This is a genomic window from Belliella calami, assembly GCF_022549695.1.
Lineage (GTDB): Bacteria > Bacteroidota > Bacteroidia > Cytophagales > Cyclobacteriaceae > Belliella > Belliella calami.
The window spans coordinates 83,039-108,117 of the sequence record NZ_JAKZGS010000007.1 but is presented as its reverse complement, the minus strand read 5'-3'; the positions used below and the strand labels follow the sequence as shown (position 1 = coordinate 108,117).

The 25,079-nt window shown below is 37.9% G+C and carries 24 protein-coding genes and 1 other RNA gene; 11 read left to right on the top strand and 14 right to left on the bottom strand.

The genetic code is table 11. The features are described 5' to 3' along the window. Positions 1 to 21 precede the first annotated feature (21 nt). On the bottom strand, positions 22 to 849 hold the full coding sequence (locus MM236_RS10400; RefSeq protein ID WP_241274916.1) for a universal stress protein: 828 nt from the start codon (positions 847 to 849) through the stop codon (positions 22 to 24). A 269-nt stretch (positions 850 to 1,118) separates the two neighbouring features. Between MM236_RS10400 and MM236_RS10395 the strand changes: the two genes are divergently transcribed. From MM236_RS10395 to MM236_RS10370, 6 genes are all read left to right on the top strand, one after another. Next, entirely contained in the window at positions 1,119 to 1,877 is a 759-nt protein-coding gene (locus tag MM236_RS10395) for an SDR family NAD(P)-dependent oxidoreductase (RefSeq protein ID WP_241274915.1), read from the top strand. Between the two features lie 125 nt (positions 1,878 to 2,002). Beyond that, positions 2,003 to 2,656: a Crp/Fnr family transcriptional regulator gene (locus MM236_RS10390; protein ID WP_241274914.1), complete on the top strand. Its 654-nt coding sequence runs from the start codon at positions 2,003 to 2,005 to the stop codon at positions 2,654 to 2,656. A gap of 47 nt (positions 2,657 to 2,703) precedes the next feature. Further along, complete coding sequence (locus tag MM236_RS10385) at positions 2,704 to 2,901, top strand: hypothetical protein (protein WP_241274913.1); 198 nt, start codon at positions 2,704 to 2,706, stop codon at positions 2,899 to 2,901. A gap of 82 nt (positions 2,902 to 2,983) precedes the next feature. Further along, a complete protein-coding gene (locus MM236_RS10380) occupies positions 2,984 to 3,454 on the top strand; it encodes a hypothetical protein (RefSeq protein ID WP_241274912.1) in 471 nt (156 codons plus the stop codon). 58 nt (positions 3,455 to 3,512) lie between these two features. Beyond that, positions 3,513 to 3,863, top strand: a complete 351-nt coding sequence (locus tag MM236_RS10375) for a hypothetical protein (protein WP_241274911.1) — start codon at positions 3,513 to 3,515, stop codon at positions 3,861 to 3,863. A gap of 51 nt (positions 3,864 to 3,914) precedes the next feature. Then, positions 3,915 to 4,199, top strand: a complete 285-nt coding sequence (locus MM236_RS10370) for a hypothetical protein (protein ID WP_241274910.1) — start codon at positions 3,915 to 3,917, stop codon at positions 4,197 to 4,199. A gap of 286 nt (positions 4,200 to 4,485) precedes the next feature. Here the strand turns inward: MM236_RS10370 and MM236_RS10365 are convergent, their stop codons facing one another. From MM236_RS10365 to MM236_RS10320, 10 genes are all read right to left on the bottom strand, one after another. Then, positions 4,486 to 6,240 (bottom strand): SulP family inorganic anion transporter, encoded by a 1,755-nt coding sequence (locus MM236_RS10365; RefSeq protein ID WP_241274909.1) that lies wholly within the window; start codon positions 6,238 to 6,240, stop codon positions 4,486 to 4,488. Between the two features lie 301 nt (positions 6,241 to 6,541). After that, a complete protein-coding gene (locus MM236_RS10360; RefSeq protein ID WP_241274908.1) occupies positions 6,542 to 7,762 on the bottom strand; it encodes a DEAD/DEAH box helicase in 1,221 nt (406 codons plus the stop codon). A gap of 359 nt (positions 7,763 to 8,121) precedes the next feature. Continuing rightward, positions 8,122 to 9,195: an MBL fold metallo-hydrolase gene (locus tag MM236_RS10355; protein WP_241274907.1), complete on the bottom strand. Its 1,074-nt coding sequence runs from the start codon at positions 9,193 to 9,195 to the stop codon at positions 8,122 to 8,124. Between the two features lie 265 nt (positions 9,196 to 9,460). After that, complete coding sequence (locus MM236_RS10350) at positions 9,461 to 10,657, bottom strand: MFS transporter (protein ID WP_241274906.1); 1,197 nt, start codon at positions 10,655 to 10,657, stop codon at positions 9,461 to 9,463. After that, entirely contained in the window at positions 10,658 to 11,071 is a 414-nt protein-coding gene (locus MM236_RS10345; RefSeq protein ID WP_241274905.1) for a (4Fe-4S)-binding protein, read from the bottom strand. 8 nt (positions 11,072 to 11,079) lie between these two features. Continuing rightward, positions 11,080 to 11,364 carry a GNAT family N-acetyltransferase gene (locus MM236_RS10340; protein ID WP_241274904.1) on the bottom strand — a complete coding sequence of 95 codons (285 nt, stop codon included), beginning with the start codon at positions 11,362 to 11,364 and terminating at the stop codon, positions 11,080 to 11,082. A gap of 3 nt (positions 11,365 to 11,367) precedes the next feature. Continuing rightward, a complete protein-coding gene (locus MM236_RS10335; RefSeq protein ID WP_241274903.1) occupies positions 11,368 to 12,768 on the bottom strand; it encodes an aldehyde dehydrogenase family protein in 1,401 nt (466 codons plus the stop codon). Continuing rightward, positions 12,765 to 14,405, bottom strand: a complete 1,641-nt coding sequence (locus tag MM236_RS10330; RefSeq protein ID WP_241274902.1) for an acetolactate synthase large subunit — start codon at positions 14,403 to 14,405, stop codon at positions 12,765 to 12,767. The genes MM236_RS10335 and MM236_RS10330 overlap by 4 nt, the downstream gene beginning before the upstream one ends. Positions 14,406 to 14,546: 141 nt before the next feature. Beyond that, positions 14,547 to 15,110 (bottom strand): porin family protein, encoded by a 564-nt coding sequence (locus MM236_RS10325; protein WP_241274901.1) that lies wholly within the window; start codon positions 15,108 to 15,110, stop codon positions 14,547 to 14,549. A gap of 294 nt (positions 15,111 to 15,404) precedes the next feature. Further along, positions 15,405 to 16,079: a hypothetical protein gene (locus MM236_RS10320; protein WP_241274900.1), complete on the bottom strand. Its 675-nt coding sequence runs from the start codon at positions 16,077 to 16,079 to the stop codon at positions 15,405 to 15,407. Positions 16,080 to 16,150: 71 nt separating this feature from the next. Between MM236_RS10320 and MM236_RS10315 the strand changes: the two genes are divergently transcribed. Further along, on the top strand, positions 16,151 to 17,146 hold the full coding sequence (locus MM236_RS10315; protein ID WP_241274899.1) for a LuxE/PaaK family acyltransferase: 996 nt from the start codon (positions 16,151 to 16,153) through the stop codon (positions 17,144 to 17,146). 189 nt (positions 17,147 to 17,335) lie between these two features. Here MM236_RS10315 and MM236_RS10310 read toward each other — a convergent pair whose 3' ends face one another. Next, positions 17,336 to 18,493, bottom strand: a complete 1,158-nt coding sequence (locus MM236_RS10310; protein ID WP_241274898.1) for a sigma-54-dependent transcriptional regulator — start codon at positions 18,491 to 18,493, stop codon at positions 17,336 to 17,338. 27 nt (positions 18,494 to 18,520) lie between these two features. Further along, an RNA gene (gene rnpB, locus MM236_RS10305) (RNase P RNA component class A) lies at positions 18,521 to 18,933 on the bottom strand. 252 nt (positions 18,934 to 19,185) lie between these two features. On the opposite strand from rnpB, the gene MM236_RS10300 reads away from it, so the two are divergent. From MM236_RS10300 to MM236_RS10285, 4 genes are all read left to right on the top strand, one after another. Then, the gene (locus MM236_RS10300) at positions 19,186 to 21,615 is read left to right on the top strand and encodes a TonB-dependent receptor (RefSeq protein ID WP_241274897.1); all 2,430 of its coding nucleotides are present in this window, start codon (positions 19,186 to 19,188) and stop codon (positions 21,613 to 21,615) included. A gap of 189 nt (positions 21,616 to 21,804) precedes the next feature. Continuing rightward, positions 21,805 to 22,272, top strand: a complete 468-nt coding sequence (locus MM236_RS10295) for a hypothetical protein (RefSeq protein WP_241274896.1) — start codon at positions 21,805 to 21,807, stop codon at positions 22,270 to 22,272. A gap of 42 nt (positions 22,273 to 22,314) precedes the next feature. Further along, positions 22,315 to 22,908 carry a DUF3109 family protein gene (locus tag MM236_RS10290; RefSeq protein WP_241274895.1) on the top strand — a complete coding sequence of 198 codons (594 nt, stop codon included), beginning with the start codon at positions 22,315 to 22,317 and terminating at the stop codon, positions 22,906 to 22,908. Positions 22,909 to 22,970: 62 nt separating this feature from the next. After that, positions 22,971 to 24,092 carry a DUF4221 family protein gene (locus MM236_RS10285; protein ID WP_241274894.1) on the top strand — a complete coding sequence of 374 codons (1,122 nt, stop codon included), beginning with the start codon at positions 22,971 to 22,973 and terminating at the stop codon, positions 24,090 to 24,092. Positions 24,093 to 24,179: 87 nt separating this feature from the next. Here MM236_RS10285 and MM236_RS10280 read toward each other — a convergent pair whose 3' ends face one another. Further along, positions 24,180 to 24,950, bottom strand: a complete 771-nt coding sequence (locus tag MM236_RS10280; protein ID WP_241274893.1) for a YdcF family protein — start codon at positions 24,948 to 24,950, stop codon at positions 24,180 to 24,182. Positions 24,951 to 25,079: the final 129 nt, after the last annotated feature.

Below are 25,079 nucleotides of genomic sequence, written 5' to 3'. Positions count from 1 at the left end.
ATTATTGAGTGTTGCCATTTTTTACTCAAATTTCACACTCAATACAGGAATGTCAGATTTGAAAAGTACAGTTTCAGTTGCTCCGATCATATATGTTTTTGCGGTTTTTCTGTTGTTGGATGCCATAGCTATGAAGCCAATGTTATTGCGTTCTGCAAATTCTATGATCCCGTTTTCTGCGTCCAAGTGGTTGTAAACATGCTTGTGGATAATCAACTCCTCTTGACCAATAGCATATTTCTGCATTTTGTGTTCAGACTCTTTGGAGGAAATAAATTTCTCTGGTGTATTGACGAAAAGAAAATGCACAGCGCAACGCAATTGCTTTATCAAAGGCTTCATCCTAGTGAATGCTGGTTTGGATTCTTCATTGAAAAGTGAGGCAAAAGCCATTTTTCTTAAATCATTTCCATTCAACACTTTTTTTACAGCCAAAACTGGGCAGTGAGCCATTCTAAGTACTTTTTGGAGATTTGATCCAATGGATTTCCCATCAATATAACCTTTGCCATATGCTCCTATCACTATCAAATCTGCAGATTGTTTTTGGGCAAGTGAGACAATCACTTCATGAGGCGTACCAACCTCTATGATTCCTTCGATTGGGGTGCCAGGTGACCGGTGGTCTTGGATAAATGCCTTTAGCTTGTCATTGCTTTCTGCTTCCAAATCTAAGATGTCTTGGTGTTTTTCCTTTTCTTCTTTAGCGAATTTTTCCCAATTGAGAGATGAGGTCACTACATTCACGCAAGTAATACTGCTATTGCCTTTTGCAGCAATTTTTAATGCACTCAAAAATGCATTTTCTGAATAGCTTGAGAAGTCTATTGGAACTATGATTCTTTTCATCTCTTTATATTTTTAATGGTTACTTGAAGTCTCTCTTGATAGATAGTTTCACCTTAAAGGGGCAATTTTGTCATGCCTATTTGCCTAAGAGTTATTAGTATGAGCTAAATATGTTTGATTTTATGGCGATTAGAATATGATTTTATTGGACAAAATTCATTCAAAATCATCATATTAAGTATGATAAAAGTCAGTTAACTTGCTGATTAAAAATAGGTAAAAACGATACTAGTGTTTGTACCTTGAGATCTCATTAAAGAATAGAAAAGATGACACTACAAGGTAAGACAGCAATAATAACTGGTGGATCTGGAGGAATAGGTTTGGCTACTGCAAGAAGATTTTTGGATTTGGGAGTGTCAGGGATCATGTTGGTGGATCTGAATGAAGACGAGTTGCAAAAAGCAAAGGATACGCTGAAAAGTGAAAAAGTATTGATCCATAAAGCTGATGTAAGTCGATCCGAAGAAGTGGAAGTATATACCAATGAAGCTTTCAAAGTCATGGGTAAGATCGATATCTTATTTCTAAATGCAGGAATTGAAGGCGTGGTATGTCCATTGACAGAGTTTCCTGAAGAAGTGTTTGATAAAGTGATGTCTGTCAATGTCAAAGGGGTTTGGTTGGGGATGAAATATGGATTTCCACTGATGAAAAATGGTGGTTCTGTAATCATCACTTCATCTGTGGCAGGACTTAGAGGTACATCACAAATGATGGCATATACTGCCAGTAAACATGCTACAATAGGAGTAATGAAAGTAGCAGCATTGGAAGGTGCATCATTGAATATCAGAGTAAATACTGTACATCCTTCTCCAGTAGATAATAGGATGATGCGCTCTTTAGAAGAAGGTTTTGCACCTGGAGCTGGTGTTGAAGCGAAGAAAGGATTCGAACAAATGATCCCGCTTGGTAGGTATGCAGTCAATGAAGATATCGCCAATTTGGTAGCATTCCTTGCTTCAGAGGAAAGCAAATTTATAACTGGTGCTACCTATGTGATAGATGGCGGATTCACAACATAATTGAGTGAGTTGGTTTATTGCTTTTTAAAAAAAGGGTTGGAAAGGTTTTTCAACCCTTTTCTCTATGTGATAATTATCACTATCTTCAGGATGGTTTTATCCCTAATTTTATCGAAATTTTCAACATGGAAATAGAAGAATTAAAGCAAATTTTACCAATCATTACTGATATGAAGTTGCTCCAAGAATTATTGGATCAAGGAACAATTCATACTTTTGATGAAGGGAGAACTATTACAGAGCCAGGTCAGTTTGTGAAAATGGTCCCTATAGTATTGGAAGGAGCTATTAAAATCCTCCGCACAGATGAAGAAGGCAAGGAGCTATTTTTGTATTACTTAGAACCTGGAGAAACATGCGCCCTTTCTTTGACTTGCTGTTCAGCTTCCAAGCCATCTGAAATCAAAGCTGTGGCAGAAGAAAATACAAAAATTTTAGGAATACCTCTCAATGACCACGAACATTGGATGGACAAGTACAGGCAATGGAAAGATTTTGTTTCCAATACTTACCAAAGTCGATTTCAAGAATTACTGGTAGCGCTTGATGCTGTAGCTTTCAAGCGAATGGATGAACGATTGATGAGATACATCGTCACCAAGATGAAGCAATTCAAGACAAATGAATTGACAACTACCCACCAAGAAATAGCCAACGAACTTGGGACTTCCAGGGAAGTTATCTCCAGGTTACTCAAGCAACTAGAGAAGAAAAAATGGATCGAGTTAGGTAGAAATGTAATCTATATCAGGGATGATTTTGAGGAGTTGGTTGGGTAAAGGTTTCTCGCAAAGGGAAGAGAGGTGCAAAGATACGCTGAGATGATTTGCGAGGAATAAGTACCAAGCACAATGTACATAGAGATGAAAAGCAAGAAACAAGAAATGATGCAAGACTTTCTGCGGTTGCGTCACCTCGATCTCTAAAGCACTCGGGAGTAGCCTGTCCAGCAGAATTTCGAGAAGGTCTTTTTACTTTGGGTAAGAGGCATTTAAGAAGGTTGAAAACAAAGGAAGAACAATGAAAAAAATAGCAAGTAAATTCAGGGTTTGAAAAGATTTGAGTTTAAATTGTAGCATAATCTGTTTTGACTACGTCAAGGAAGTATGAGGAACATATTGATTTTATGTGCTTTTCTAATTCTTATTGCTTGTCAAGAAGGACAAAGTCCATACAGTGAGTTAAGGTGTAGGGTAGATCCTTTGATTGGTTCTGAAAGTGATATTACAGGCACTTGGAAAGTAGTCAAAGGAGAGGTTATTCCTAGTACCAACCAAGAAGGCAGGGCTGAAGATTATTCTTGCGATAACATCATGTTTCATTTCGATATGAATGGCGGCTTGACCATTATCAGCGATTTAGAAGATTATATTGGCATTCATTCAGGGGAATATGATTTCGAAGTGATTGAACAATCACAAGATGAAGAAAGGAAAGATTTGTATTTGTTGAGAATTGACAATAACAGGTATCTGATTACTATGACTGATTCAGAAATGAAGTTTGTAGTTAATCCAATTAGCTCCCTGATACTACCTCTTAATAAGATTGTGACTTATTTAATAAGGGTTGAATAATTAGTCTTTTTAAAAGCGTACGATTGACTCTTTGCATTTACTTTAAAATTCTAAAAAAATGAGAAATCTAATTTTTGCCTTGATAGGATTTGTACTTCTGAGTTGTTCGGAAGATGCAGAAGATGTTTTGAATTGCGGAGTAGATGGCAATATGATAGAAAAGATAGAATGGCTAAGTATAGAGGTTGACAGAATAAGAAGTAGCCCTGAAATCAATGGCATTGTTTTGTATAAATATGAAGGCAGGGAAGTTGTTGAATTGCAGGAGGCTATAAGAAGTTCTACCAATCAAACCCAATTTCATTGTGATGGTACTAGAATTGATTTTAATGATTCTGAAAAATTTAATGATTACTTGCAAAATAGAGTTGAATTGAAGGTGCTGTTTGGTACAAAGATTTGGAATTGATTTTCAAATCCTTTGCAAACTGACAGACAAAAATCAAATGTTGAAACAACCATGAAACCGAGAGTATTAATACAAATTTTAGTGCCAGCCTTATTTTGTATTGCAGGTTGTATGGAAAAAAACATAGAAAATATTGACAATTCCTTTATCAAAGGAAGATATATCGGGACATATTGTGAAGGGATAGCAGTGGAAATCTTGGAAGAAAGTGAAATTGCCAAAGATTGGGAAGGTATGTTTGATTCCAAGAAATATACCAATTCTATTGTGGCCAGCATTGATACTTTATTCCTATCAAAAACAGACAATAGGGAGAATATCGAAAAATACATATAGACGGTAATGTATTTTACTTCCAATATAAACTTGGAGGATACCCCCGAAAAGGATTTAATTTTTGCGAACCATCATCCTTTATTACCATATTTAATATTTCAAAAAAAAACCTCAAAACAAATCATTGACCTTTTTGGTGTAACGGATTCAAAAAATTGTCCAGTCGCCGAATAGGACTTTTCTCCTACAACAAGTACATCCAAAATTTCTTCTCCCAAAAGTTCCCTTTGCGCTTTCAGTTGAAGAAGTGCTCACCCAACTTTTTGGTCTACATGGATCAAACACATTATTTCTTCAAATTAGACTGTATGGCGTAGGGTGTATATTTTTCCAATATTTCCGTATCTATCGTATGGTCAAAAGCTGACACGGCTGTGTTATCATCCACAAAAACATGGTCGGCCCCCACGTATTCCAAGATAGCCCATCTGTTCAGCACATCACGTACAGGGCCTTTGATGCTCGTCATGCAGATATCCGTACCGATTTTTCTCCAATTGTTGATCCATTCATTGAGTTCATGCGCGCCGGTGCTGTCGATATTGGTTACAGACTCCATGTTGAAAATGATCATATTCACTTTGGTAGGCCGATCTAGAATCCATTTGTCTAATTTTTCCTTGATGAATTCTACATTGGCAAAGTAAATTGGTCCATCTATCCTGACCATCATCAAGTCGTCCCGAATATCCAAATCTGTAAACCTGTCTATATTTCTATAGATATTCGTGCCCGGAACTCGCCCAAGTTGTGCCATGTGGGGTCTTGATGCGCGATAGATCACCACTATCAGAGAAAGAATCATTCCTGATATGATCCCAGTTTCTATTCCCAGGGTCAGGGTAATCACAAATGTGGCTATAAGCATCCAAAAATCAACTTTGTCTTTTTTCCAGAGATGTATTGGCTCTTTGAAATCTACCAAACCTGATACAGCTACTAGGACCACAGCCGCTAAAATCGCACTAGGTAGGTTGTAGAAAAGGTTTGTGAAAAACAAAAGAGTCAATACAATCAACAATGCACTGATAATTGAAGAAAGGCTTGTTTTTGCACCTGCTTCATTGTTTACGGCAGTTCTGGAGAAACCTCCTGTGACAGGATACCCTTTGAAAAAAGCAGCGCCAAAGTTCGCCATTCCCAAAGCGATCAATTCTTGGTTAGAATTGAGTCTATAATTTTTGTGTTTGGATTGGATTGTTTTTGCCACAGCAAAACTCTCTGCAAATCCCACCAATGAAATGGTCAAAGCAATAGGGAAAAGTGTTTTCCATGTGCCCCAATCGAAAGCTGGCGATGATATGGAAGGAAGTCCACTTGGAACACTTCCAACAATCTTTACACCTGCTGCTGTAAGATCAAAAGCCCAAACCAACAAAATCCCAACAACAACTGCTACAAGGGGAGCAGGGAAGCTTTTATGGATTTTCTTACCGTACTTGATGATGATGATTCCAATTACGCCAATTCCAAAAGTGATCCAATGAATCTCTCCAATATTTTGAAAAATTGCTACTGCCATCTCTTGGACATGTTCAGAGTTGGGAAGGTCTATCCGAAACAAGTGCTTGATTTGGCTCAGTCCTATAATGATGGCTGCAGCTGAAGTAAAACCACTGATGACTGGATGGGAGAGGAAATTGACTACAAAGCCTAACCTCAAAATCCCCATGACAAACTGAATCAATCCAACCAAAAAAGCCAGGGTCAAAGCATAGAGCAGATATTGCTCCGGAGAATCAGCATTCAAACTTGCAATGCCAGCAGCAGTCAAGAGAGACACCATAGCCACAGGACCTACTGCAAGCTGTCTCGAAGTCCCAAAAATCGCATAGAGCAAGAGTGGTACAGTTACCGCATACAATCCATGAATCGGTTCCAACCCAGCAAGCATAGCATACGCCATTCCCTGAGGGATTAGCATTATTCCAACTGTTAGACCTGCTGATAGATCCCCTTGAAGATCAGACTTCTTATAATTTGGCAGCCATTCCAAAATAGGTAAATAGCTTTTGACTGTGTTCTTGAGTTTATTTTGCATTGTAGCTTTCTGTACTTGAAATTAAGAAAAAATGGGATACTTCTCATTCTTATCCAATTTAGAAATACAAATGTCTATACAAATTTGGATCGTTATTGTGATTTTTGTTACGTCAAGAAATGAAGGCTTAATAATCTTTCCTGAAATAAACGTAAAAAGTCTTTTCTTAAAAATGCGAAAGGAGAAAAGTGAAAGGTGTAACTCCTTTCGCTTTTCTCCTAGTTTCATTTCAGCATATAAAAGTTGTGGGAAAATATTTCTTGATGAACCAATCTCATTATAACTCTGAGAATAGCTCAATTTAATCCCTTCTTTTATGATGTGGCTTGCTGTGTGGCTTTCTCCCTTGAGTTTTGGCTTTTACCTTCTGCGCAAGTCCTGAACCTGCAGGCATTTTGGAAGGATATGGGTGATCCATGATTACTGGAATGTCTTTTCCTATTAATTTTTCGATATCCTTCAGTTCTTTTCTCTGCTCTTCATCACAGATTGAGATTGCAATCCCTGAATTCCCAGCCCTACCTGTTCTACCTATTCTGTGAACGTATGTTTCAGAAACATTTGGCAAATCATAGTTGAAAACATGTGCCAATTCATCGATATCAATTCCTCTAGCAGCGATATCTGTTGCTACCAATACTTGTAATTTTCCAGCCTTGAAATCTTTCAGGGCATTTTGTCTGGCATTTTGGCTTTTGTTGCCGTGGATTGCTGCTGCTCTGATTCCATCTTTTGCAAGAAATTTCACGACTTTGTCTGCACCATGTTTGGTCCTTGTGAATACCAATGCTGTTCTGATCTTATATTCTTCCAATAGGTGATAAAGCAATTTTGGCTTGTCACTTTTGTTGGTAAAGTATAATCTTTGGTCTATTTTATCTACAGTGGAAGAAGGTGGTGTCACTTCCACTTTTGCTGGGTTTTTCAAAAGTACATCCGCCAATTTCTGAATCTCAGGTGGCATAGTAGCAGAGAAAAACAATGTTTGACGCTTTGCAGGAAGTAAGGCAATTACTTTTCTTACATCATGGATGAATCCCATATCAAGCATTCGATCGGCTTCATCCAAAACAAAGAACTGGAGCTGTCTCAAATCAATAAATCGTTGATTGATTAGGTCCAAAAGTCTTCCTGGAGTAGCTACAAGGATGTCTATGCCTCTCTTGAGTGCATTAGTTTGATGTAACTGTGACACACCACCAAATATAACTGTATGCTTAATGTCTGTAAATCTTCCGTAGGCAGCGATACTTTCGTCGATTTGTATTGCCAATTCCCTTGTAGGGGTAAGGATCAAAGCTTTGATTCCTGGTTTTCTTTGCTTTTGCAAAGCCAATAACTGGATGATTGGGATGGAAAAAGCAGCTGTTTTTCCAGTTCCTGTTTGTGCGCAACCTAAAAGGTCTCTTTTTTCCAAAACCAAAGGAATGGCTTTTTGCTGTATAGGAGTGGGCGTGGTGTAACCTTCCTCGGTCAATGCCTTGAGGATTGGTTCAATAAGTTCTAAATTTTTGAATGCCATGTGGCTGAATGTGATTTTGGCTGGAAAAGACGTTGTATGATCTGAATCAGCGGAAATGTTAATTAAAAGCGGCTTACAACTTGCCGATCTTTTTACAAAGTGTCACAAAGATAAGATAAATTAATTTAGAAAGGTGATAAGGTGAATTTTCGGCAAAGTTGATTAATTTGACTTTTTGAATAGAAAGGTATGTTTGATGGCTATCATGGCCTGTGTCCCCACAGACGATTAAATTTAAATACCTCTCTTAGGGCTTCTCCTAGAATTGAATATGGTACATCTCAAATGAAGTGTTTCTTCAAAGACTATTACACTTCTCATCCTTATTTGCTACAATAAAAACATAGATCACGACATCATTAATCCTTCAGTAAATTCTTCCCTAATACCGGTTCTATCAACGTTCCATTGATCAAATCTTTATTTGCGTAGATCAAGTCCCAAGGTTCCATTATTGGTTCGTCCGAAAGGTCAAAAGTTCCATAATGCATAGGAATAAAATGCTTGCCGCCTAGTGTATTGAACGCCTCAATAGCATCAGTAGGACTGATATGTGCTTGATGCATAAACCACTCTGGCTTGAATGCGCCAATTCCCATCAAGCAGTAATCCGGTGATCCAAAAGTATTTTTGATATCCTCAAAATGTTTTCCTTGTCCACTATCCCCCATGAAATAGATAGATTTTTCTTTGGTTTGTATGTGAAATCCACCCCACAAACTTTTGTTGTCGTCATTCAACCCCCTTTTTGACCAATGACGGCTTGGGACGTAATGAATTTTGGGATTAGCTTCATTTAGATCAAACGATTGGTACCAACCTGCTTCCTGTACTTCTTGACCATCAAGCCACGAATCAATGACATTCTCCATGCCCAAGCCAGTCATTATTTTTAGCTTAGGATTTTCTTTTATCAGCCATTTGATGCTGTTTTTGTCACAATGGTCTCTGTGGTTATGGGACAATAGAAGATAATCAATTTTGGGAAAGGATTCTAGTGGAAATGGTAGGTCACTTTTCCTTTTCAAAAACACATTATCTATAAGCAGTGGGTCCGTGATAAAAACTTTTCCGTCTAAACTCAGCAAGTAGCTTGCATGCCCCAACCAGATCAGATAATCCTCTCCATTTTTGAAATCGTAAATTTCTTTTGAAACAGGCAAAGACCTTTTATCTCTTTTTTTCTCTTCTTTTTGTGGGTTCTTGCTAAGCTGCCATTTCAAAACATCCCTCAAAGATGATTCAAAGAGATTATAAAGATTGATGAACTTACCATTGGAGTCAGTTGGGGTTCCTTTCCAATCTGAATTTGGTGGAGTAGTTGCAAGTTTAGGATTGGATAGAAATTCAGGATTGGAACGAGTTGTAATATCAGAAAACATATAGATAAGCAAGACTGGGACTAAGATTGCAAAAAGGTATTTAGATTTCATTTGTATTTAAACAGAAAAATTTCCAATTAGGTTTTTGATTTATTTTTTGAAGTCTGTAACGCAGCTTTCTTACCATTATCCATTAAAAATATTGTATGAAGCATTTCATATTTCTTTTTATGTATATCCGCCTACTTACAAGTAGCCACTTAAAATAATGTATTCAGTTCAACACATCAGCAAGTTGACCGTAAATTGTTATCTGTTGACGATTATCAGCATGATTTATATGTTTTAATACACGTACTTGTACACAAGCGGATAATCATATTTCTTTTTTTTGAAATGTATTTGAATAAGCCTTATCTTCTCTTGAAGTGTACATAGCATATAATCCAAATAAAGGTCCTGCAGACAAAATCAAGAATAGATATGATAAGGAGATTTTTAGCATAGCAAAGTTGAGAAGCTGAATACTTAAGATGGTAATCCCGAAACCTATGCAGTTTACGATAGTAAGTGAGGTTCCTCTGGACTGCTCAGGAGCATTTTGGGCGACCAATGTAGAAAACATAGGTGAGTCTGCCGTAATCGCAAAGCCCCAGATCAACAAAAAAGACATTAATAGAACAAAAGATTTTTGTCCAATGAAAAATGGGGAAAGTAAACAGCAGATGCCAGAAATGCTTAAGGCTAAAATGGCTATTCTTTTTGGTGGGATTAAGTTAGAAACCAAACCGCCTAAAGAACAAGAAATTCCTCCAATCCCGATAATCAAGAATGACCAGAAGGGGACATTTATTTGTATTGGATTGTTGGATTGGAAGTTCATCAAAATCACAGGTATAAATGCCCAAAAGGCATAAAGTTCCCACATATGTCCAAAGTATCCGAATGCAGCAGCTTTAAACTTTTTGATTTGGAACACCTTTATGAAGACAGAGGGATTGAATTCTTGGCTGCTTTTTCTAAGAGGCCCATTAGGTACCAAAAATACAATTAACAAACCTCCTACAAAGGCCAAGACACTTGTTGCGTAGATCACAAATTCCCAAGGAAGTTGGTCTGTAAGACTTCTTACCAAATGTGGAAATGCAGTTCCTAATACCAAAGCTCCAACCAAAAATCCAAGAGATTTACCAAGCCCTTTGTCAAAATAATCTGAAGCGATCTTCATTCCCACAGGATAGATTCCTGCCAAGAAAAAACCTGTTCCAAATCGAAACAGGAGAATTTGAAAGCTAGATATCCCATCCAAAACAATCGCAAGATTCAGTATTCCAGCGATGATCGAAGAGAAAAAGAAAACTTTCGAAGGGGAAAATTTATCTGCAATCGTAAGAATTGCAAACACAAGGGTGCCTGCAATAAAGCCAAATTGAACAGCGCTTGTCAAATTTCCCAAAAAAGCCAAAGGAAGGTGTAGGGCACTAGCTAATTCTGGAATCACAGTATTTCCCGCAAACCAAAGAGAAGTGCATAGAAACTGTGAAAGGACTATCAATGGAAGAATCCTTCTCATCTACCCTTCAAATCCAATTTTCTTGTGTGCCCCATCGCAAAAGGGTTTGTTTTGAGAGGATCCACAGCGACAAAAAGCTGAAGATTTGCTTTTTCTTTCTGTATGCCCATCTTTGAATTTCACTTCAATATTGCCATACACCATCAAGGGTCCATTGGGGATTACTTCGACGATTTGTTCATTGGTGCTAGATGCTATTTCTTTGTCTTCGTTATTCAAGTAATAGCCCAATGCTTCGGAAGGACATTTTTTAACTTGATTGACCAATTTTTCGCTTGTAGCAGCGTCTATTTTAATCCATGGTTTCTCTTTAGGCTGAAAAACCTCACCCAATCCTTTAACACATACACCAGAATGAACACATTTCTCTGGCTCCCATGTGATGGTTACTTCACCGTTGCTATATTCTTTCATACCGTTAATTAAGCTCTTACATCTTTGATTTCCTTATTTTCTTGGAAGATTTTTTTGACAAAAGGACAAAGAGGGAGAATTTTAAGGTTTTCTTCCCTTGCATAGGCTACTCCTGCATTGACCAAACTTTCACCATGTCCTTTGCCTTCATGCTCAGAATCCACCTCTGTATGATCTATGACCATCTTTTCACTTCCTTCCATTTTGTATGTCATTAGGCCGATCTGCTTGTCATCTTCAAGCAAAATAAACTGACCTTTATCTCCAGTATTTTGATGTGTTATAGTTGCCATAGTTTATAAAAGTTTACTTTTGATTACCATCAATTTTTCTCTTGTCATTTCATGCATAGAATATGGAATTCCTCCCAATCCTTCTCCTGAAGCATCCCTGCCACCGAACGGCATCCAATCAACCCTAAATGCAGTATGGTCATTGACCATCACAGCGGTTGCGTTGAGTTTTTGAACGGTATCCAAAGCAATGTCTAAATTCTGCGTAAAAACAGCTGCTTGGAAATGATACTGAAGAGAGTTTGCAATTTCAATGGCTTTTTCTCTATCTGAAAATGGATACACACATATCACAGGGCCGAAAATTTCTTCCTTAGAGACTTTCATGTCCTGCGAGGGATCCCAAAGAACGGTAGGTTCGAAGCAGGTGTCGGATATCTTCTTTCCTCCGGATATGGCTTCAGCACCACTTTCAATAGCTTCATTTACCCATTCTTCTATTCTATCTACTTCTTTTGGGGTGATCAATGGGCCAACTTCCGTTTTCTTGTCCAATGGATCACCTACGACCATTTTTTTACCAGCTGCTGCAATTTTCTCTGCCACGTCTCGCGCAATTGACTCGTGCACAAAAACCTTCTGAACTGAAACACATACTTGGCCGGCGTGGTAAAAACCTCCTTTTGCCAATGCAGGAATCATTTCCTCAATGTTTGCTTCTTTTTCTACAATTACTGGAGCGGCACCTCCATGCTCCAGTGCACAACGAGTTCCTGGTGCTAGTTTGGATTTGAGATACCAACCCACTTTTGCTGACCCGATGAATGAGAGATAATTTACCCTTTGGTCAGTAACCAAAGATTCTGCTATGTCATTGTCTGTGATGATTATCTGAACCCAACCTTCTGGGACTCCGGCTTCCTTTAAAATCTCCAAAAATGCAAAACAAGAAAGAGGGGTAGTAGATGCGGGTTTCACGATCACTGGACATCCTGCTGCAAATGCCGTGATTGTCTGATGAATAATCAAATTTAGTGGATGGTTGAAAGCAGAAATGGAAACTACGACACCAATCGGCTCCCTAGTGGTAAATGCGATCCTGCCTACTGAGGCTTCTGTCAGTCCCATAGGAATCTGCTCTCCAGTCAATCTTCCGATTTCCTCAGCTGCTATTTTCACACCGTTGATAGCGCGCAAAACTTCAACCTTAGAGTCTTGATAGGGTTTTCCGCCTTCTTCTGCCGCAGTATTGGTCAATTCCTCTACTTTTCCCTTCATGATTTCCTGAACTTTCTCCAAGATCTCAATTCTTTTGAAAGTAGGGATCCATTTGCTTCGGTCTTGAAAAAGTCCGTACGCGGTCTCAAGGGAATCCATCACTTCTTTTTTGCCCATCATCGGGATTTCCTTGATTAATTCTTGATTAAATGGGTTGTATATCTTCAATGTTTTCTGATCACTCATAGCTTATCTACTTTTTCTTTTAACATTACATTCAAAATCGGGTGGTTGAGGGAGTAATCGACAGGTAAATCTATCAAATGTACTCCATCAGTGTTGAGACAATGGTCAAGGATTTTTTGAAAATCACCGTCACTTTCTGGTCTATAGCCATTTGCCCCATAGCTTTCGGCATATTTGACAAAGTCTGGATTTTTATAATCCAAACCAAAATCTTCAAAACCCATGTCTTCTTGCTTCCATTTGATCATTCCATAAGCTGAATCATTCAAAATGATTACTGTTAGGTTCAAACCCAATCTGACAGCAGTTTCCATTTCTTGGGAATTCATCATAAATCCACCATCTCCACATACTGATACCACTCTTTTTTCAGGATTGAGAATTTTGACCATCATGGCTGAGGGCAAGCCGGCTCCCATAGATGCCAAAGCGTTGTCTAGGAGAAGTGTATTTGGCTGATGACAAACATAGTTTCTTGCAAACCAAAGTTTATAGACACCATTGTCTAATGTGATGAAATCCTCAGAGGCTAGCTTGTTTCGAAGGATATTAACCAATCTTTGGGGTAGGGTAGGGAATCGCTCATCCTCAAAATACTTACTCAAATGACTGGCTACCTCTTTCTTTACTTTTTCGAAGAATTCAAACTCCCAATGACTTTGCTTCGCAATATTGGAAGTGATTTTTTTGATGGCATTGGTGATGTCACCGACTACATTGAGCTGTGGAAAATATACAGGGTCAACTTCCGCAGGTGAAAAATTGATGTGGATAACCTTTTTGCCTCCTTGTTTCATGAAGAATGGAGGCTTTTCGATCACGTCGTGCCCTACATTGATGATTAGGTCTGCAGCTTCTATCGCAGCATGGACAAAATCATTGCTAGATAAGGCAGCAGTGCCCAAATATTGTGGATGTCTTTCATCGATGACGCCTTTTCCCATTTGGGTATTGAAGAAATATATCCCTGTCTGATCCACAAAACTCTTTAGCGCATCGCAAGTGATTTTTCTATTTGCTCCAGCACCTATAAGAAGAAGTGGCATCTTTGCATCTTGGATCATTTTGATCGCTTGGTCAGTGGCTTTGTCATCAGGATTTGGGATGATATGGCCTGTGACTTCGAATACAATGTCCTCACAATCTTCTTGGGCAATATCCTCTGGGAACTCCAAATGTACTGCACCTGGTTTTTCTTCTATTGCAATTCTGAAAGCTTCTCTTATCTGGGAAGCAATGTTATTGCTGTTGACGATTTGCTTGGTGTATTTGGTGATAGGACGCATCATGTCCACTACATCGATGATTTGAAATCTGGCTTGTTTGCTTTTTTTGATCGGCTTTTGGCCTGTGATCATCATCATTGGCATGCCTCCAAGTTGGGCATATGCAGCTGGAGTTACAAGGTTGGTCGCTCCAGGTCCCAATGTCGCCATGCAAACTCCAGGTTTGCCTGTAAGTCGACCATAAGTAGCGGCCATGAAACCAGCGCCTTGCTCATGACGGTTGAGGATAAGTTTGATTGAAGAATTTTTGAGAGATTGAAGTAAGTCAAGATTCTCTTCACCGGGTACGGCAAAGATGTACTCTACTCCTTCATTTTCTAAAGCTTTTACAAAAAGGTCTGATGCTTTCATATTTGATTTTGTGGTTAGAGAAAAAAAACGGTTTACAGTTTTTACAACCGATATTAAGTGAAAATGATTTCATCAAATCAATTTTCACTTTAATCAAAAAAAGTTCCCGGAGGAACTTTTTTTGGAGTGGTAATAGTTGGTTTAAAATCTTATTCCAGCAGAAAGTTGAAGTACTCTGTTGGTCACTTCAGCATCAGTCTTCACATCTGTAAGTCCTAGGTTGTATCTACCTTGTATAAATAATGGGCCTAAGATATGGAGTGTTACACCTCCAGAAACAGCAAAATCGAAAGTGTTTGATTTCTCTAGTGAAAAATTATCCCTTTCATTCATCAAAAACGAGACTTGCGGGCCAACATCAAGCGATAATCTGTTTGGGATCAGGTAAATCCTTGCCATAACCGGAATCGATAAATAGCCCAATTCATTTTTGAAGTCATTTGATGCCGAATTAAATGAAGTTACATTTGCTCCCATAGTGGAGTATAATAACTCAGGTTGAATAGAAAAATTACTTCCAAGGCCTAGTTCTACAAAAGCTCCTGCATGATAGCTTGTAATACTTTCTGACTCGACTGTTGTGTTGGAACCTTCGAAATTTGAGAAGTTTGCACCTCCTTTTAGTCCAAAATTTAGTCCTTGTGCATAAGATCCAGATAATCCAACAAATGCCAAGATTAGGGTAAGATAGAGTGATTTTTTCATGTTGATAACCATTTAAATTTGGGTATTGATTAAATAAGAAACATTAAAATTATATGAAATAGTATTACAGAACATGGTTGCAAAAACCTGTCCAAAAAGAAACTATCCAATAAAATTGATTTGTTTTTTATGTGTATCTGCTTGATTGCACGTAGCCAATCAATAGAATATTTGATAAATGATTTGGCTCTGTTGACAGTTGTCCGGTGACGAGAATCCGCAACACATAATACCTCTTATGAGCCAACGTGCAATATTGCGGATACTCATATTGTTTATTTTGATTTCAATATCCTAGTTTCTTCTAATTTGTGCGAGTGTCAGTTCGGGACTTGATATCAGATTGCTTCTGTTTAGCGCCCTGTCTTGAATTTCAACATCAATTCTCAAGGTGTCAGTCCTAAAAATAGATTCCCAACCAAATGATAGCATCGCATATTCGATACTGCCTTCCACAGCTTTGGTTTGATTTGTCGCAAGAACCCTCGGGAATCTACCATTGAAAGTGGTGAAAAAAGGTGGATCTTCCCATCGGAATTCATTGAACACTCCATTTCTTTTGATGAAAAATTTCACAAAAATATTATTATGATTTGGGTTTTGTTCAACCCATATGGTATCATTGATTAGGATGTTGTTTACCCTCTGATTTATAGCCCAATCTATAGGGTTATAACTAGGAGCATTACTCGGCCTATTGCTGTAAGTAATGACCGCGCCACTACTGTCTCTGATGAAATTCAAACTATTAAACGGAGGATTAATGTCAATAGCATTCAGTCCCAAATCTCCTTCTGCGTCTTTGAAGCTAATTTTGACTTTGAGAGAGTCTCCATTCGGCGAAGTCACGAAGTTCAGATCCTCAAAAGTGATTTCAGGAACTGAAGGGAAATTGTCAGGAGGGCTAATACATGCACCCAAAAGTGCTGCAAACAATACGATGTGGAGGAAGTTTCTAACACTATTCATGTTCCAAATTAATTTCAATAAAGTCTTCTGAGGTAAAATTGCTTAATTTTGTCAAGACAAATTATAAAACGATGAATTATTTCAAAAGTTTTTCTGAAGATATCCTTAATTTTAATAATGAAAATTTTGAAGAGAAGGCTTTGGAACTTTTTAGGTTTCAGGCAGAAAGCAACACTGTCTATAAATCATACTTGAAAGCTAGGAGAGTTGATCCTCTAATGATAGATAAAATTGAGAATGTTCCATTTTTACCAATTCGATTTTTTAAAGATCATCAGATCACCTCAGGAGATCTTGGTGATCTAGGTAAGTTTTATTCAAGTAGTGGAACGACCGGGATGATTACAAGCAAACACTATATTTGGTCAGAGGAATTTTACTTAAATCATGCTCTCAATCTCTTTGAAAAAGAATATGGGAAGATTTCTGACTATCATGTTTTAGCGCTGTTGCCAGCCTATATGGAAAGACCTGGGAGTTCATTGGTAAGTATGGCGGAATATTTTATTCAAAAATCGAAATCACCACATTCAGGAACTTACTTGTACAATCACAAGGAACTTATTGAGAAACTAAATTTTCTTAAAGACAGTGATAAGAAAATAATTTTGCTGGGGGTGACTTTTGCTTTGTTGGATTTGGCGGAAGGAGGTATGGATTTCCCCAAAATGGGAAATTTGATCGTAATGGAAACAGGAGGGATGAAGGGGAGAAGAAAGGAAATGATTAGACAGGAAGTTCATGATATTTTGACTAGAGCATTTCATCTAGAAAATATACATTCTGAATACGGCATGACTGAACTGATGTCTCAAGCTTATTCAAAAGGATATGGAAAATATACTTTACCTAGCACGATGCACGTTGTAATAAGAGATATAAATGACCCCTTTTCATTGTCAGGAAGAAGCCAAGGTGGAATCAATATCATAGATTTGGCTAATTTCCATTCTTGTGCATTTATAGAAACGCAAGACTTGGGTAGATTTGATGAGAATGGTGATTTGGAGATTTTAGGTAGATTTGATAATAGTGAAGTGAGAGGATGTAACTTAATGGTGAATTAATTTTGTATTCCTCTAAGAATTAGACATCTTTGGGCTTTAATAAAAAGTAGGATTATGAAAAGAGTATTGATAGCAGTTGTTACTGTAGGTATCTTAGCACTAAGCTCATGCGCATCGAGCAGACCATGTCCAGCTTACGCCAAAGCCTTGGATGCGAAAGAAATTAAAGGATAAAAAATATGCTGACTATTAATAGTCAGCATATTTTTTTATATCATCTAGGCAAATAGTTTTTTCACCCAATATCACCAATCTCTCTACCACATTTCTGAGCTCCCTGATATTTCCTGTCCATGGAAATTCTTGAAGTTTGGACAATGCAGCCCTATCGATTTCTTTTTTGGCAGTCCCATACTCTTTGGATATGTCTTCCAAAAATTTCTCTACCAATAAAGGAATATCCTCCTTACGATCTTTCAAGGCAGGTACCTGAATTAGAATCACACTCAACCTATGGTATAAGTCCTCCCTAAATTTCCCCTCTTCAATTTCCTTTTTCAGATCTTTGTTGGTAGCGGCAAGTACTCGGACATCTACTCGGATATCTTTGTCTCCACCCACTCTGCTTACTTTATGCTCTTGAAGCGCACGCAATACTTTTGCTTGAGCAGAAAGACTCATGTCGCCAATTTCATCCAAAAACAATGTGCCTCCATCTGCTTGCTCAAACTTACCTTGTCTTTGCTTATTTGCTGATGTAAAAGCTCCTTTCTCGTGCCCAAAAAGTTCACTTTCTATCAATTCTGAAGGAATAGCGGCACAGTTTACTGCGATGAATGGAGAAGCAGAGCGATTACTTTTGGCGTGTAACCAATGGGCTACCAGTTCTTTACCGGTACCATTTGGGCCAGTAATCAGAACTCGGGCATCGGTTGGAGCAACTTTCTCGATAGTGTCTTTCACCTGCTTGATTGGTTCAGATTCTCCTACCATATCCAATTTTTTGGAAAGCTTCTTTTTTAAGACCTTTGTCTCAGTTACCAACACTTTTTTGTCAAGCGCATTTCTGACTGTCAACAAGAGTCTGTTGAGATCAGGTGGTTTAGGTACAAAATCAAAAGCTCCTTTTTTGGTAGCTTCCACAGCAGTTTCTATACTTCCATGTGCCGAAATCATGATGAATTGAGGCTGTTTGTCCAAAGTAGCTACTTTGTCCAAAACCTCTATTCCATCCATTTTGGGCATTTTGATATCACACAGGACAAGATCAAAATCTTCCTCTTGGATTTTTTTCCATCCTTCTTCACCATCTTGAGCTTCGGAGATATCGTACTTTTCATATTCTAAAATTTCTTTTAAAGTGGCTCTGATCACCCTTTCATCGTCGATAATTAGAATTTTTGGCATATGAGTATATTGTTTTCTAAATGTTAAAAAGAGTGCAAGCCTATAAGCCGGGTTCTGTCTTCCAATTGCAAGGCAATTGGATTACTTGTCATTTATCTAGATCTGCCCTCACGAACAGACTCAATCAACCTACCCATCCCGCAGAAAGACGAGCAGCCTTTTCCAGAATTGAATCTGGTGCGGGACCTATTTGGTCTTTCAACCCATAAGGTTTACCCTGCTCCCGATGTCACCAGCGGGACGGTGGGCTCTTACCCCACCATTTCACCCTTACCCCGATCCCGATAGCTATCGGGATCGGGGCGGTATATTTTCTGTGGCACTTTCTGTAATCAAGCCGTCACCAACTTGACCCCTTCCCGTTAGGAAGTATGGCGCTCTATGTTGCCCGGACTTTCCTCTCTCCCGAAATTCAGGACAGCGACAAGCCAGCTTGCACGACGCAAAGAAAAGGATTTTATTTCATTCTTTGGTATCCGAAAACTTATCTATTGTGCATTTGATTTATAGAAACAATCTTAAAACTTACTTTTTCACGTATTTGACCATGAAAATTTCAAAATTGGCCATTTCACAATCTGAAATTCTAAACCAAAAAAATCTCTAATCTTATTTGGATTAAGTTTAAATAGGAGATACTTTTGCGTATTAATTGTACTAAATCTAAATAAGGATAAGTAAAAAAACATTTCATGAAAGGATTTCTAATTGCTTTAATTTGTTCATTTACAGTTTTATTAGGGTTATCGCACTACTCTTTTGCCAATAATAATGGTGATGAAAAGTCATTGGTGATAGCAGGCAAAATAAAATCAGGAGTAGGGGAAGCAGTTCCTTACGCCAATATTTCAGTAGTGGGAACAGTAAAGGGTACTTATACCAATCTAGACGGTACATTCGAGATTTTTGACTTGAAAGATGGAGATTATACTCTCAGGATTTCTGCAGTTGGGTATAAGACATTTACAAGGGAAGTTACTGTAATTGATGGCGAAATCAGTGAAGTTGACTTGGTCTTTTTAGAATCAGATGTTCAAATGCCTCAAATTACTGTGATTTCAGATAAAGACAGGGTGTTCAGCAGAGTTCCCGGATCTGTGACATACATTGATCAAAGAGAAATCAATACGATTGCTCCAATAAGTGGAAATGAGGTCTTGAGAAGATCTCCAGGAGTGCATGTGGTGGATGAGGAAGGGGCAGGAATGCGCGTCAACATAGGTATTAGAGGATTAGATCCAGATCGAAGTAGATCTGTATTGGTGTTGGAAGATGGCGTGCCTGTAGCTTTATCCCCCTATGGTGAGCCAGAGATGTATTATACACCAGCTATTGATAGAATGGCAGGGGTGGAAATTTTGAAAGGTTCGGGTCAGATTCTTTATGGTCCTCAGACTATTGGAGGTGTAGTGAATTACATCTCTCCAAACCCGCCACAGGAGCAGGAAGGGTCTGTTAGGATTCAAGGTGGCCAAGGAGGATTTTTTTCGGGATTGGTAAATTATGGAAATACCTTTGGAAACACTGGAATGCAAGTAAATCTACTCAAGAAAAGAGCGGATAATGTTGGTCCAACAAGTTTTGATATAACAGATTTTAACACAAAATTTCTATTTGACATCAATGAGAAATCAGAATTGGGCTTAAAGTTGGGTGTTTATAATGAAGTGTCAAATTCTACTTATATTGGTTTGAACCAAATTATGTATGATCAGGGTGGACAAGATTTTACAAGATTAGCCCCAGATGATCAGCTTGATGTGTCGAGATACTCGATCAGCTTCAGTCACAAGTATAGATTCAATGAGAATGTAAGACTGAATACAATTGCTTATGCATATACGACTACAAGAAATTGGAACAGGCAGGATTTCACGATCAATGATTCCAATACGCCACCTGCGAATTGGACGGGAGTAGAATGGGGTGATAGAAGTGTACCTAGAGGTGCTATCTTCATGAGAAATTCAACAGGTAATAGAAATAGACAATTTGCAGTAGCTGGTATTGAACCAAGATTGGAAATAGATCACAAATTGTTCAATATAAATAATGAGCTCACCGTGGGTACAAGGTTACTTTGGGAGCAAGCCAATGAACAAAGGATTAATGGTACTAAGGCAGGTGTGAAAAGTGGTAACCTCGTAGAAGATGAGGTAAGAACAGGGAATGCTTTTGCTGCATATGCCCAAAATAAATTTGCGCTTTCAGAAAAGGTGGACTTGAATGTGGGAGTTAGATATGAAAACTTTGATTACGAAAGGGATATCAGAAGAAGAAACTTCGCAAATATAGGTATCCGAGATACTGTCCTTTTGGCTGGAAATGTGATCCATGAAATCATTCCGGGTATGGGATTCAATTACAGACCAACTCAGAAATTGAATTTCTTTGGTGGTGTCCACAAAGGTTATGCACCTCCAAGAACTAAGGATGCGATAACTGAATTGGGAGATGTTTTGGATCTGGATGCGGAAGAGAGTTGGAACTATGAACTTGGATTCAGATCAGAAATATCCAACTGGATGTTTATGGAAATGACTGGATTCTTTATGGATTTTAGCAATCAAATCATACCAGTATCAGAGTCTTCTGGTGGTGTAGGATTTGGAGTGGTGAATGCAGGAGCTACAAGGCATAGAGGTGTAGAGTCAGCTTTGATATTTGATTTGAGTAATTTGTTTGGTTTTTCCAAAAGTAAACTTAGCTATGATATCAATGCAACTTACGCTCTGTCTACTTACGCAGCGGACAGATTTATAGAAGATGTAAACATCAATGGAAACAGAACTCCTTACGCACCAAATTGGTTTGTGAATTCGGCCTTGACTTTTGAAACAAATTCGGGCTTTGGCGCAAGATTGTCACTGAATTATGTAGGTAGCCAATTTACTGACGAATTGAATAGTGAATTGCCTTCAGCAGATGGATATACGGGTATAATAGATGCTTATACTGTTTTGGATGCCATGCTTAGTTATGATGTCAAAAAGTGGAATTCTAGGTTCAATCTGAGCGTTAAAAATGCGACAGATGCGAGATATATAGCAAATAGAAGGCCTCAAGGAATTAGAGTTGGCTTGCCAAGATTCATCACCGCAGGCTATGAGTTTAGATTCTAAGAAAAAATATTTGAGTTTTTTTCACACTCTTCAAAACAATCTTTGAGTAGCACTGTTTCATTGTCAGTAAGGCTTTAAATAGCTTTTCTTCATAGTGCTGGGTTGAACCGTTCCGAGTAATCGGGACGGTTCTTTTTTTGATCCAAGACATTGGTTTTCATCGTATTTCCTTCCATAAAAAAAGAAAATATGAAAACCTATCCAAAATTATTTGTTACTGCCCTATTTACAATGATTCTTGCTTTCGGATGCTCTGAAGACAAAGAAGAAATGCCAGATCCCAACTTTATAAATGCTACCATCACTGTCAATAATGTAGCAACTTCTGCATATGTATTCACAGCAATCGAAGGGGCAGGAGCAAGTGCAAGCCTAAATATGGAAAATACAGCCCTCACTTTGAAAATAGGATCAAGGTACGCCATCAACAACGAAGCTGGCAGACCTCATCCTTTTTTGATTATGGGGATTGGAAACACGACACTTTTGGCACAAAACGATGTAGTCGGGACTTTTGAAAGTAACCCAGCTGTCAACTTTGTAGCGACTGATTCGACCATGATATTTACACTTACTTCCGAAATGGCCACACAAATAGCACCCTATATGTGTGGAAGGCATGCAGCTATGACTGGAAACATCAATGCAGTTGATTGATGAATCCTTTTTTGTAGCTTTGCAGCCAAAGAAAGAGAAAAAATGATACTAGTAGGAAACGCTGTGATCAGTGATGATATAAAAGAACAATTTTTTGTGTGTGATCTTGAAAAATGCAAAGGAGCATGCTGCGTCGAAGGAGATGCAGGTGCTCCTTTGGAAGATGAAGAGACGCAGATTATCGAGGATATTTATCCAATTGTGAAAGATTATATTACCCAAGAAGGTAGAGAAGCCATCGAAAAGCAAGGGACTTGGGTCATCGATAAAGATGGAGATAAAGGAACACCTACCATCGGTGACAATAGAGAGTGTGCTTATGCCCTTTATGACGAAAAAGGAATTCTAAAATGTGGGATTGAACAAGCATATCTTGATGGGAAAATTGTTTACAAAAAACCTATTTCCTGTCACCTCTATCCGATTAGGGTAAAGAAATATGATGGTTTTGAGGCTTTGAACTATGACCGTTGGGATATTTGCAGTGCTGCATGTGTCTTGGGGTCGAAACTTGGAGTGCCTATCTATAAGTTTCTCAAAGATGCCTTGATCAGAAAATTTGGAGAGGCTTGGTATGCAGAATTGGTTGAGGAAATAGAAAGTGGTGAGTCTCAGGATGAGATTAAGATAAGTTAGGTTTAAAAAACTAACTATAATTTACTAGCTTGGGATTTTATATCATCAAAATCCCAATCCAAATGACTAATTTCAAATGGTTCATCATTTTAGTATTCTTCTTTTTGGCTTGCAATTCTCCAAAAGAAAAAGAAGAAACAGTACAAAACTTAGCGTTTGAATTAGATTCCCAAACCATTTCATTTCAACTTCCAGAAGGTTGGGGACACTTCAACCTAGGATTTAGGAACACGACTGATAAGGTGTATTTTTTCAATCATGGGAAATTTTCTCTGGTGGCTTATGATAAAGAAAGTCAAGAGCAGATTTTTTTGATTGATTTCGAGAAGGATGGGCCAAATGGTATTGGAGGTCAAGTGTTTGATTTTATGATAGATGATGATGAAAGCATTTGGCTATATGCTTCCAATGATCATCTTTACCAAATGAGCAAGGAGGGTTTGATTTTAAAGGATATCGCTTTGGATACCTCTGGGTTAGTTGAAGATAATATTGCAATTACAGCATATAATTTTCAACTCATTGGATCAAAGTTTTATACACCTTCTTTTCCGATGATATTTAAGTATAATGACTTGTCAGTTGAAGAAATTTCTGCCTTACCCAATTTGATCGCATATAATCTTGAAGACCATTCTTACGAAAAATTGAGTTTCTTCGATAAGGAATATTTGGGAGATAATCTGAACAAATTCATCATGCCATCTATTGGAAGAGGGAAAAATGATGAAATGATCATCAACCATCACTACAAAGACATCTTTGTTTATCACAATGGGGAGGTAGCGAGAAAGGAAGCATCTTATTCAAAGTTTTCACCAAACCCTCCAGCTTCTAATCGAGATATATTTGAAGATATGGATGAGATCATGAGATTGATAAATTATTCTGACAGTTATGAAAAAATAGAATTTCTTCTGAGTCAAAACCTCTATATCCGTATAGCAAAATTTGAGGAAACACCTGATGCTGATGCAATGCGGAGTTATGTTGCTTCGAATTGGGTTTTGGTTTTTCTTGATGAAGATTTTGGCAAAATAGGGGAGTTTGTACTTCCTGAAAAAGCAGCCAACGGAAACTATATTTTTGATACGAAGGAAGGTATTTGGTTTTCTACAGACCACCCCGACAATGTAGATTTGGATGAGGATAAGATGCAGTTTCAGTTGATTTCAAAAAAATAAAGTGATTACAAATGATAAGCATCAATTTCAATAAATGACAATTTTTATTTCTTCTAAAACAGGTAAATCTATTGTATTCAAAAACAACTAAATATACCCTGCTATCTTATACATCACTATTCCTACCCACTCTTTGAATAGCTTTTGCCATATGTAAACTGAATAAGGGTCTGGATAAAAAATTGTTGGAATGTCATATTTCAGATCATTTGAATAGTAGTCAACAGGAAACGTGTCAGTATTCAAACCTACTTTATCAAAACATCCTTTGGATCGATACATGTGAAAAGCAGAGGTGATCAATAAGTGTTTTTGGCTTTCGGAAATGCCCATTTGATTCAGTATTTCTTTAGAAAAGACTGCATTTTGATGGGTGTTTTTGGCCTGCTCTTCCAAGATGATGTCTGTTTCTTCCACTCCTGCAACAATCATAAAATCCCTCAACAATGCAGCTTCTGCGTTTTGATTGGTAGGATTCAAACCTTGCCCGCCAGTGATCAAGACCTTTTTTATTTTCCCTAATTTGTAAAGTTGCACTGCATGGGTAGCCCTGTCAGCACCTTTGTTGAAAAAGGTTCTATCCGCCACAGTTTTGTTGAGGTTGGTTACTCCAGTAAGGACAATTCCAATTTCATAATCTGGTAGTCCTGCTAATTCTTTGATCTCAGGCTCCCAAATATTCATTGCAAGATTACTTAGGAATTGGTTGCTGAAAAATAATAGAAGTACAATTCCAAAAATCAGAATACCATTTCCCTTCTGCTTTCTAGTTCTAATTATTCCATAAATAATCAAAATTAGACATATACTCAATGGCATTACTAGAATACTCAGGAATTGGGAAAGGTAGAAAAACATTGTTTATCCGAAATTTTCAGAAAGATAAACATGGATCTTGATTATATTGACCGTGAGAGGGGATTTTTAAAAATGGCTAACCACTTTCTTCTTCGTAGCCAAACATTAGATTGTAGAATGAAAGATTTC

Excerpts from the sequence above, each read along its gene's own strand:
- MM236_RS10400 (WP_241274916.1), bottom strand. The coding sequence starts at position 849 with ATGAAAAGAATCATAGTTCCAATAGACTTCTCAAGCTATTCAGAAAAT.
- MM236_RS10395 (WP_241274915.1), top strand. The coding sequence starts at position 1,119 with ATGACACTACAAGGTAAGACAGCAATAATAACTGGTGGATCTGGAGGA.
- MM236_RS10390 (WP_241274914.1), top strand. The coding sequence starts at position 2,003 with ATGGAAATAGAAGAATTAAAGCAAATTTTACCAATCATTACTGATATG.
- MM236_RS10380 (WP_241274912.1), top strand. The coding sequence starts at position 2,984 with ATGAGGAACATATTGATTTTATGTGCTTTTCTAATTCTTATTGCTTGT.
- MM236_RS10375 (WP_241274911.1), top strand. The coding sequence starts at position 3,513 with ATGAGAAATCTAATTTTTGCCTTGATAGGATTTGTACTTCTGAGTTGT.
- MM236_RS10370 (WP_241274910.1), top strand. The coding sequence starts at position 3,915 with ATGAAACCGAGAGTATTAATACAAATTTTAGTGCCAGCCTTATTTTGT.
- MM236_RS10365 (WP_241274909.1), bottom strand. The coding sequence starts at position 6,240 with ATGCAAAATAAACTCAAGAACACAGTCAAAAGCTATTTACCTATTTTG.
- MM236_RS10360 (WP_241274908.1), bottom strand. The coding sequence starts at position 7,762 with ATGGCATTCAAAAATTTAGAACTTATTGAACCAATCCTCAAGGCATTG.
- MM236_RS10355 (WP_241274907.1), bottom strand. The coding sequence starts at position 9,195 with ATGAAATCTAAATACCTTTTTGCAATCTTAGTCCCAGTCTTGCTTATC.
- MM236_RS10350 (WP_241274906.1), bottom strand. The coding sequence starts at position 10,657 with ATGAGAAGGATTCTTCCATTGATAGTCCTTTCACAGTTTCTATGCACT.
- MM236_RS10345 (WP_241274905.1), bottom strand. The coding sequence starts at position 11,071 with ATGAAAGAATATAGCAACGGTGAAGTAACCATCACATGGGAGCCAGAG.
- MM236_RS10340 (WP_241274904.1), bottom strand. The coding sequence starts at position 11,364 with ATGGCAACTATAACACATCAAAATACTGGAGATAAAGGTCAGTTTATT.
- MM236_RS10335 (WP_241274903.1), bottom strand. The coding sequence starts at position 12,768 with ATGAGTGATCAGAAAACATTGAAGATATACAACCCATTTAATCAAGAA.
- MM236_RS10330 (WP_241274902.1), bottom strand. The coding sequence starts at position 14,405 with ATGAAAGCATCAGACCTTTTTGTAAAAGCTTTAGAAAATGAAGGAGTA.
- MM236_RS10325 (WP_241274901.1), bottom strand. The coding sequence starts at position 15,110 with ATGAAAAAATCACTCTATCTTACCCTAATCTTGGCATTTGTTGGATTA.
- MM236_RS10320 (WP_241274900.1), bottom strand. The coding sequence starts at position 16,079 with ATGAATAGTGTTAGAAACTTCCTCCACATCGTATTGTTTGCAGCACTT.
- MM236_RS10315 (WP_241274899.1), top strand. The coding sequence starts at position 16,151 with ATGAATTATTTCAAAAGTTTTTCTGAAGATATCCTTAATTTTAATAAT.
- MM236_RS10310 (WP_241274898.1), bottom strand. The coding sequence starts at position 18,493 with ATGCCAAAAATTCTAATTATCGACGATGAAAGGGTGATCAGAGCCACT.
- MM236_RS10300 (WP_241274897.1), top strand. The coding sequence starts at position 19,186 with ATGAAAGGATTTCTAATTGCTTTAATTTGTTCATTTACAGTTTTATTA.
- MM236_RS10295 (WP_241274896.1), top strand. The coding sequence starts at position 21,805 with ATGAAAACCTATCCAAAATTATTTGTTACTGCCCTATTTACAATGATT.
- MM236_RS10290 (WP_241274895.1), top strand. The coding sequence starts at position 22,315 with ATGATACTAGTAGGAAACGCTGTGATCAGTGATGATATAAAAGAACAA.
- MM236_RS10285 (WP_241274894.1), top strand. The coding sequence starts at position 22,971 with ATGACTAATTTCAAATGGTTCATCATTTTAGTATTCTTCTTTTTGGCT.
- MM236_RS10280 (WP_241274893.1), bottom strand. The coding sequence starts at position 24,950 with ATGTTTTTCTACCTTTCCCAATTCCTGAGTATTCTAGTAATGCCATTG.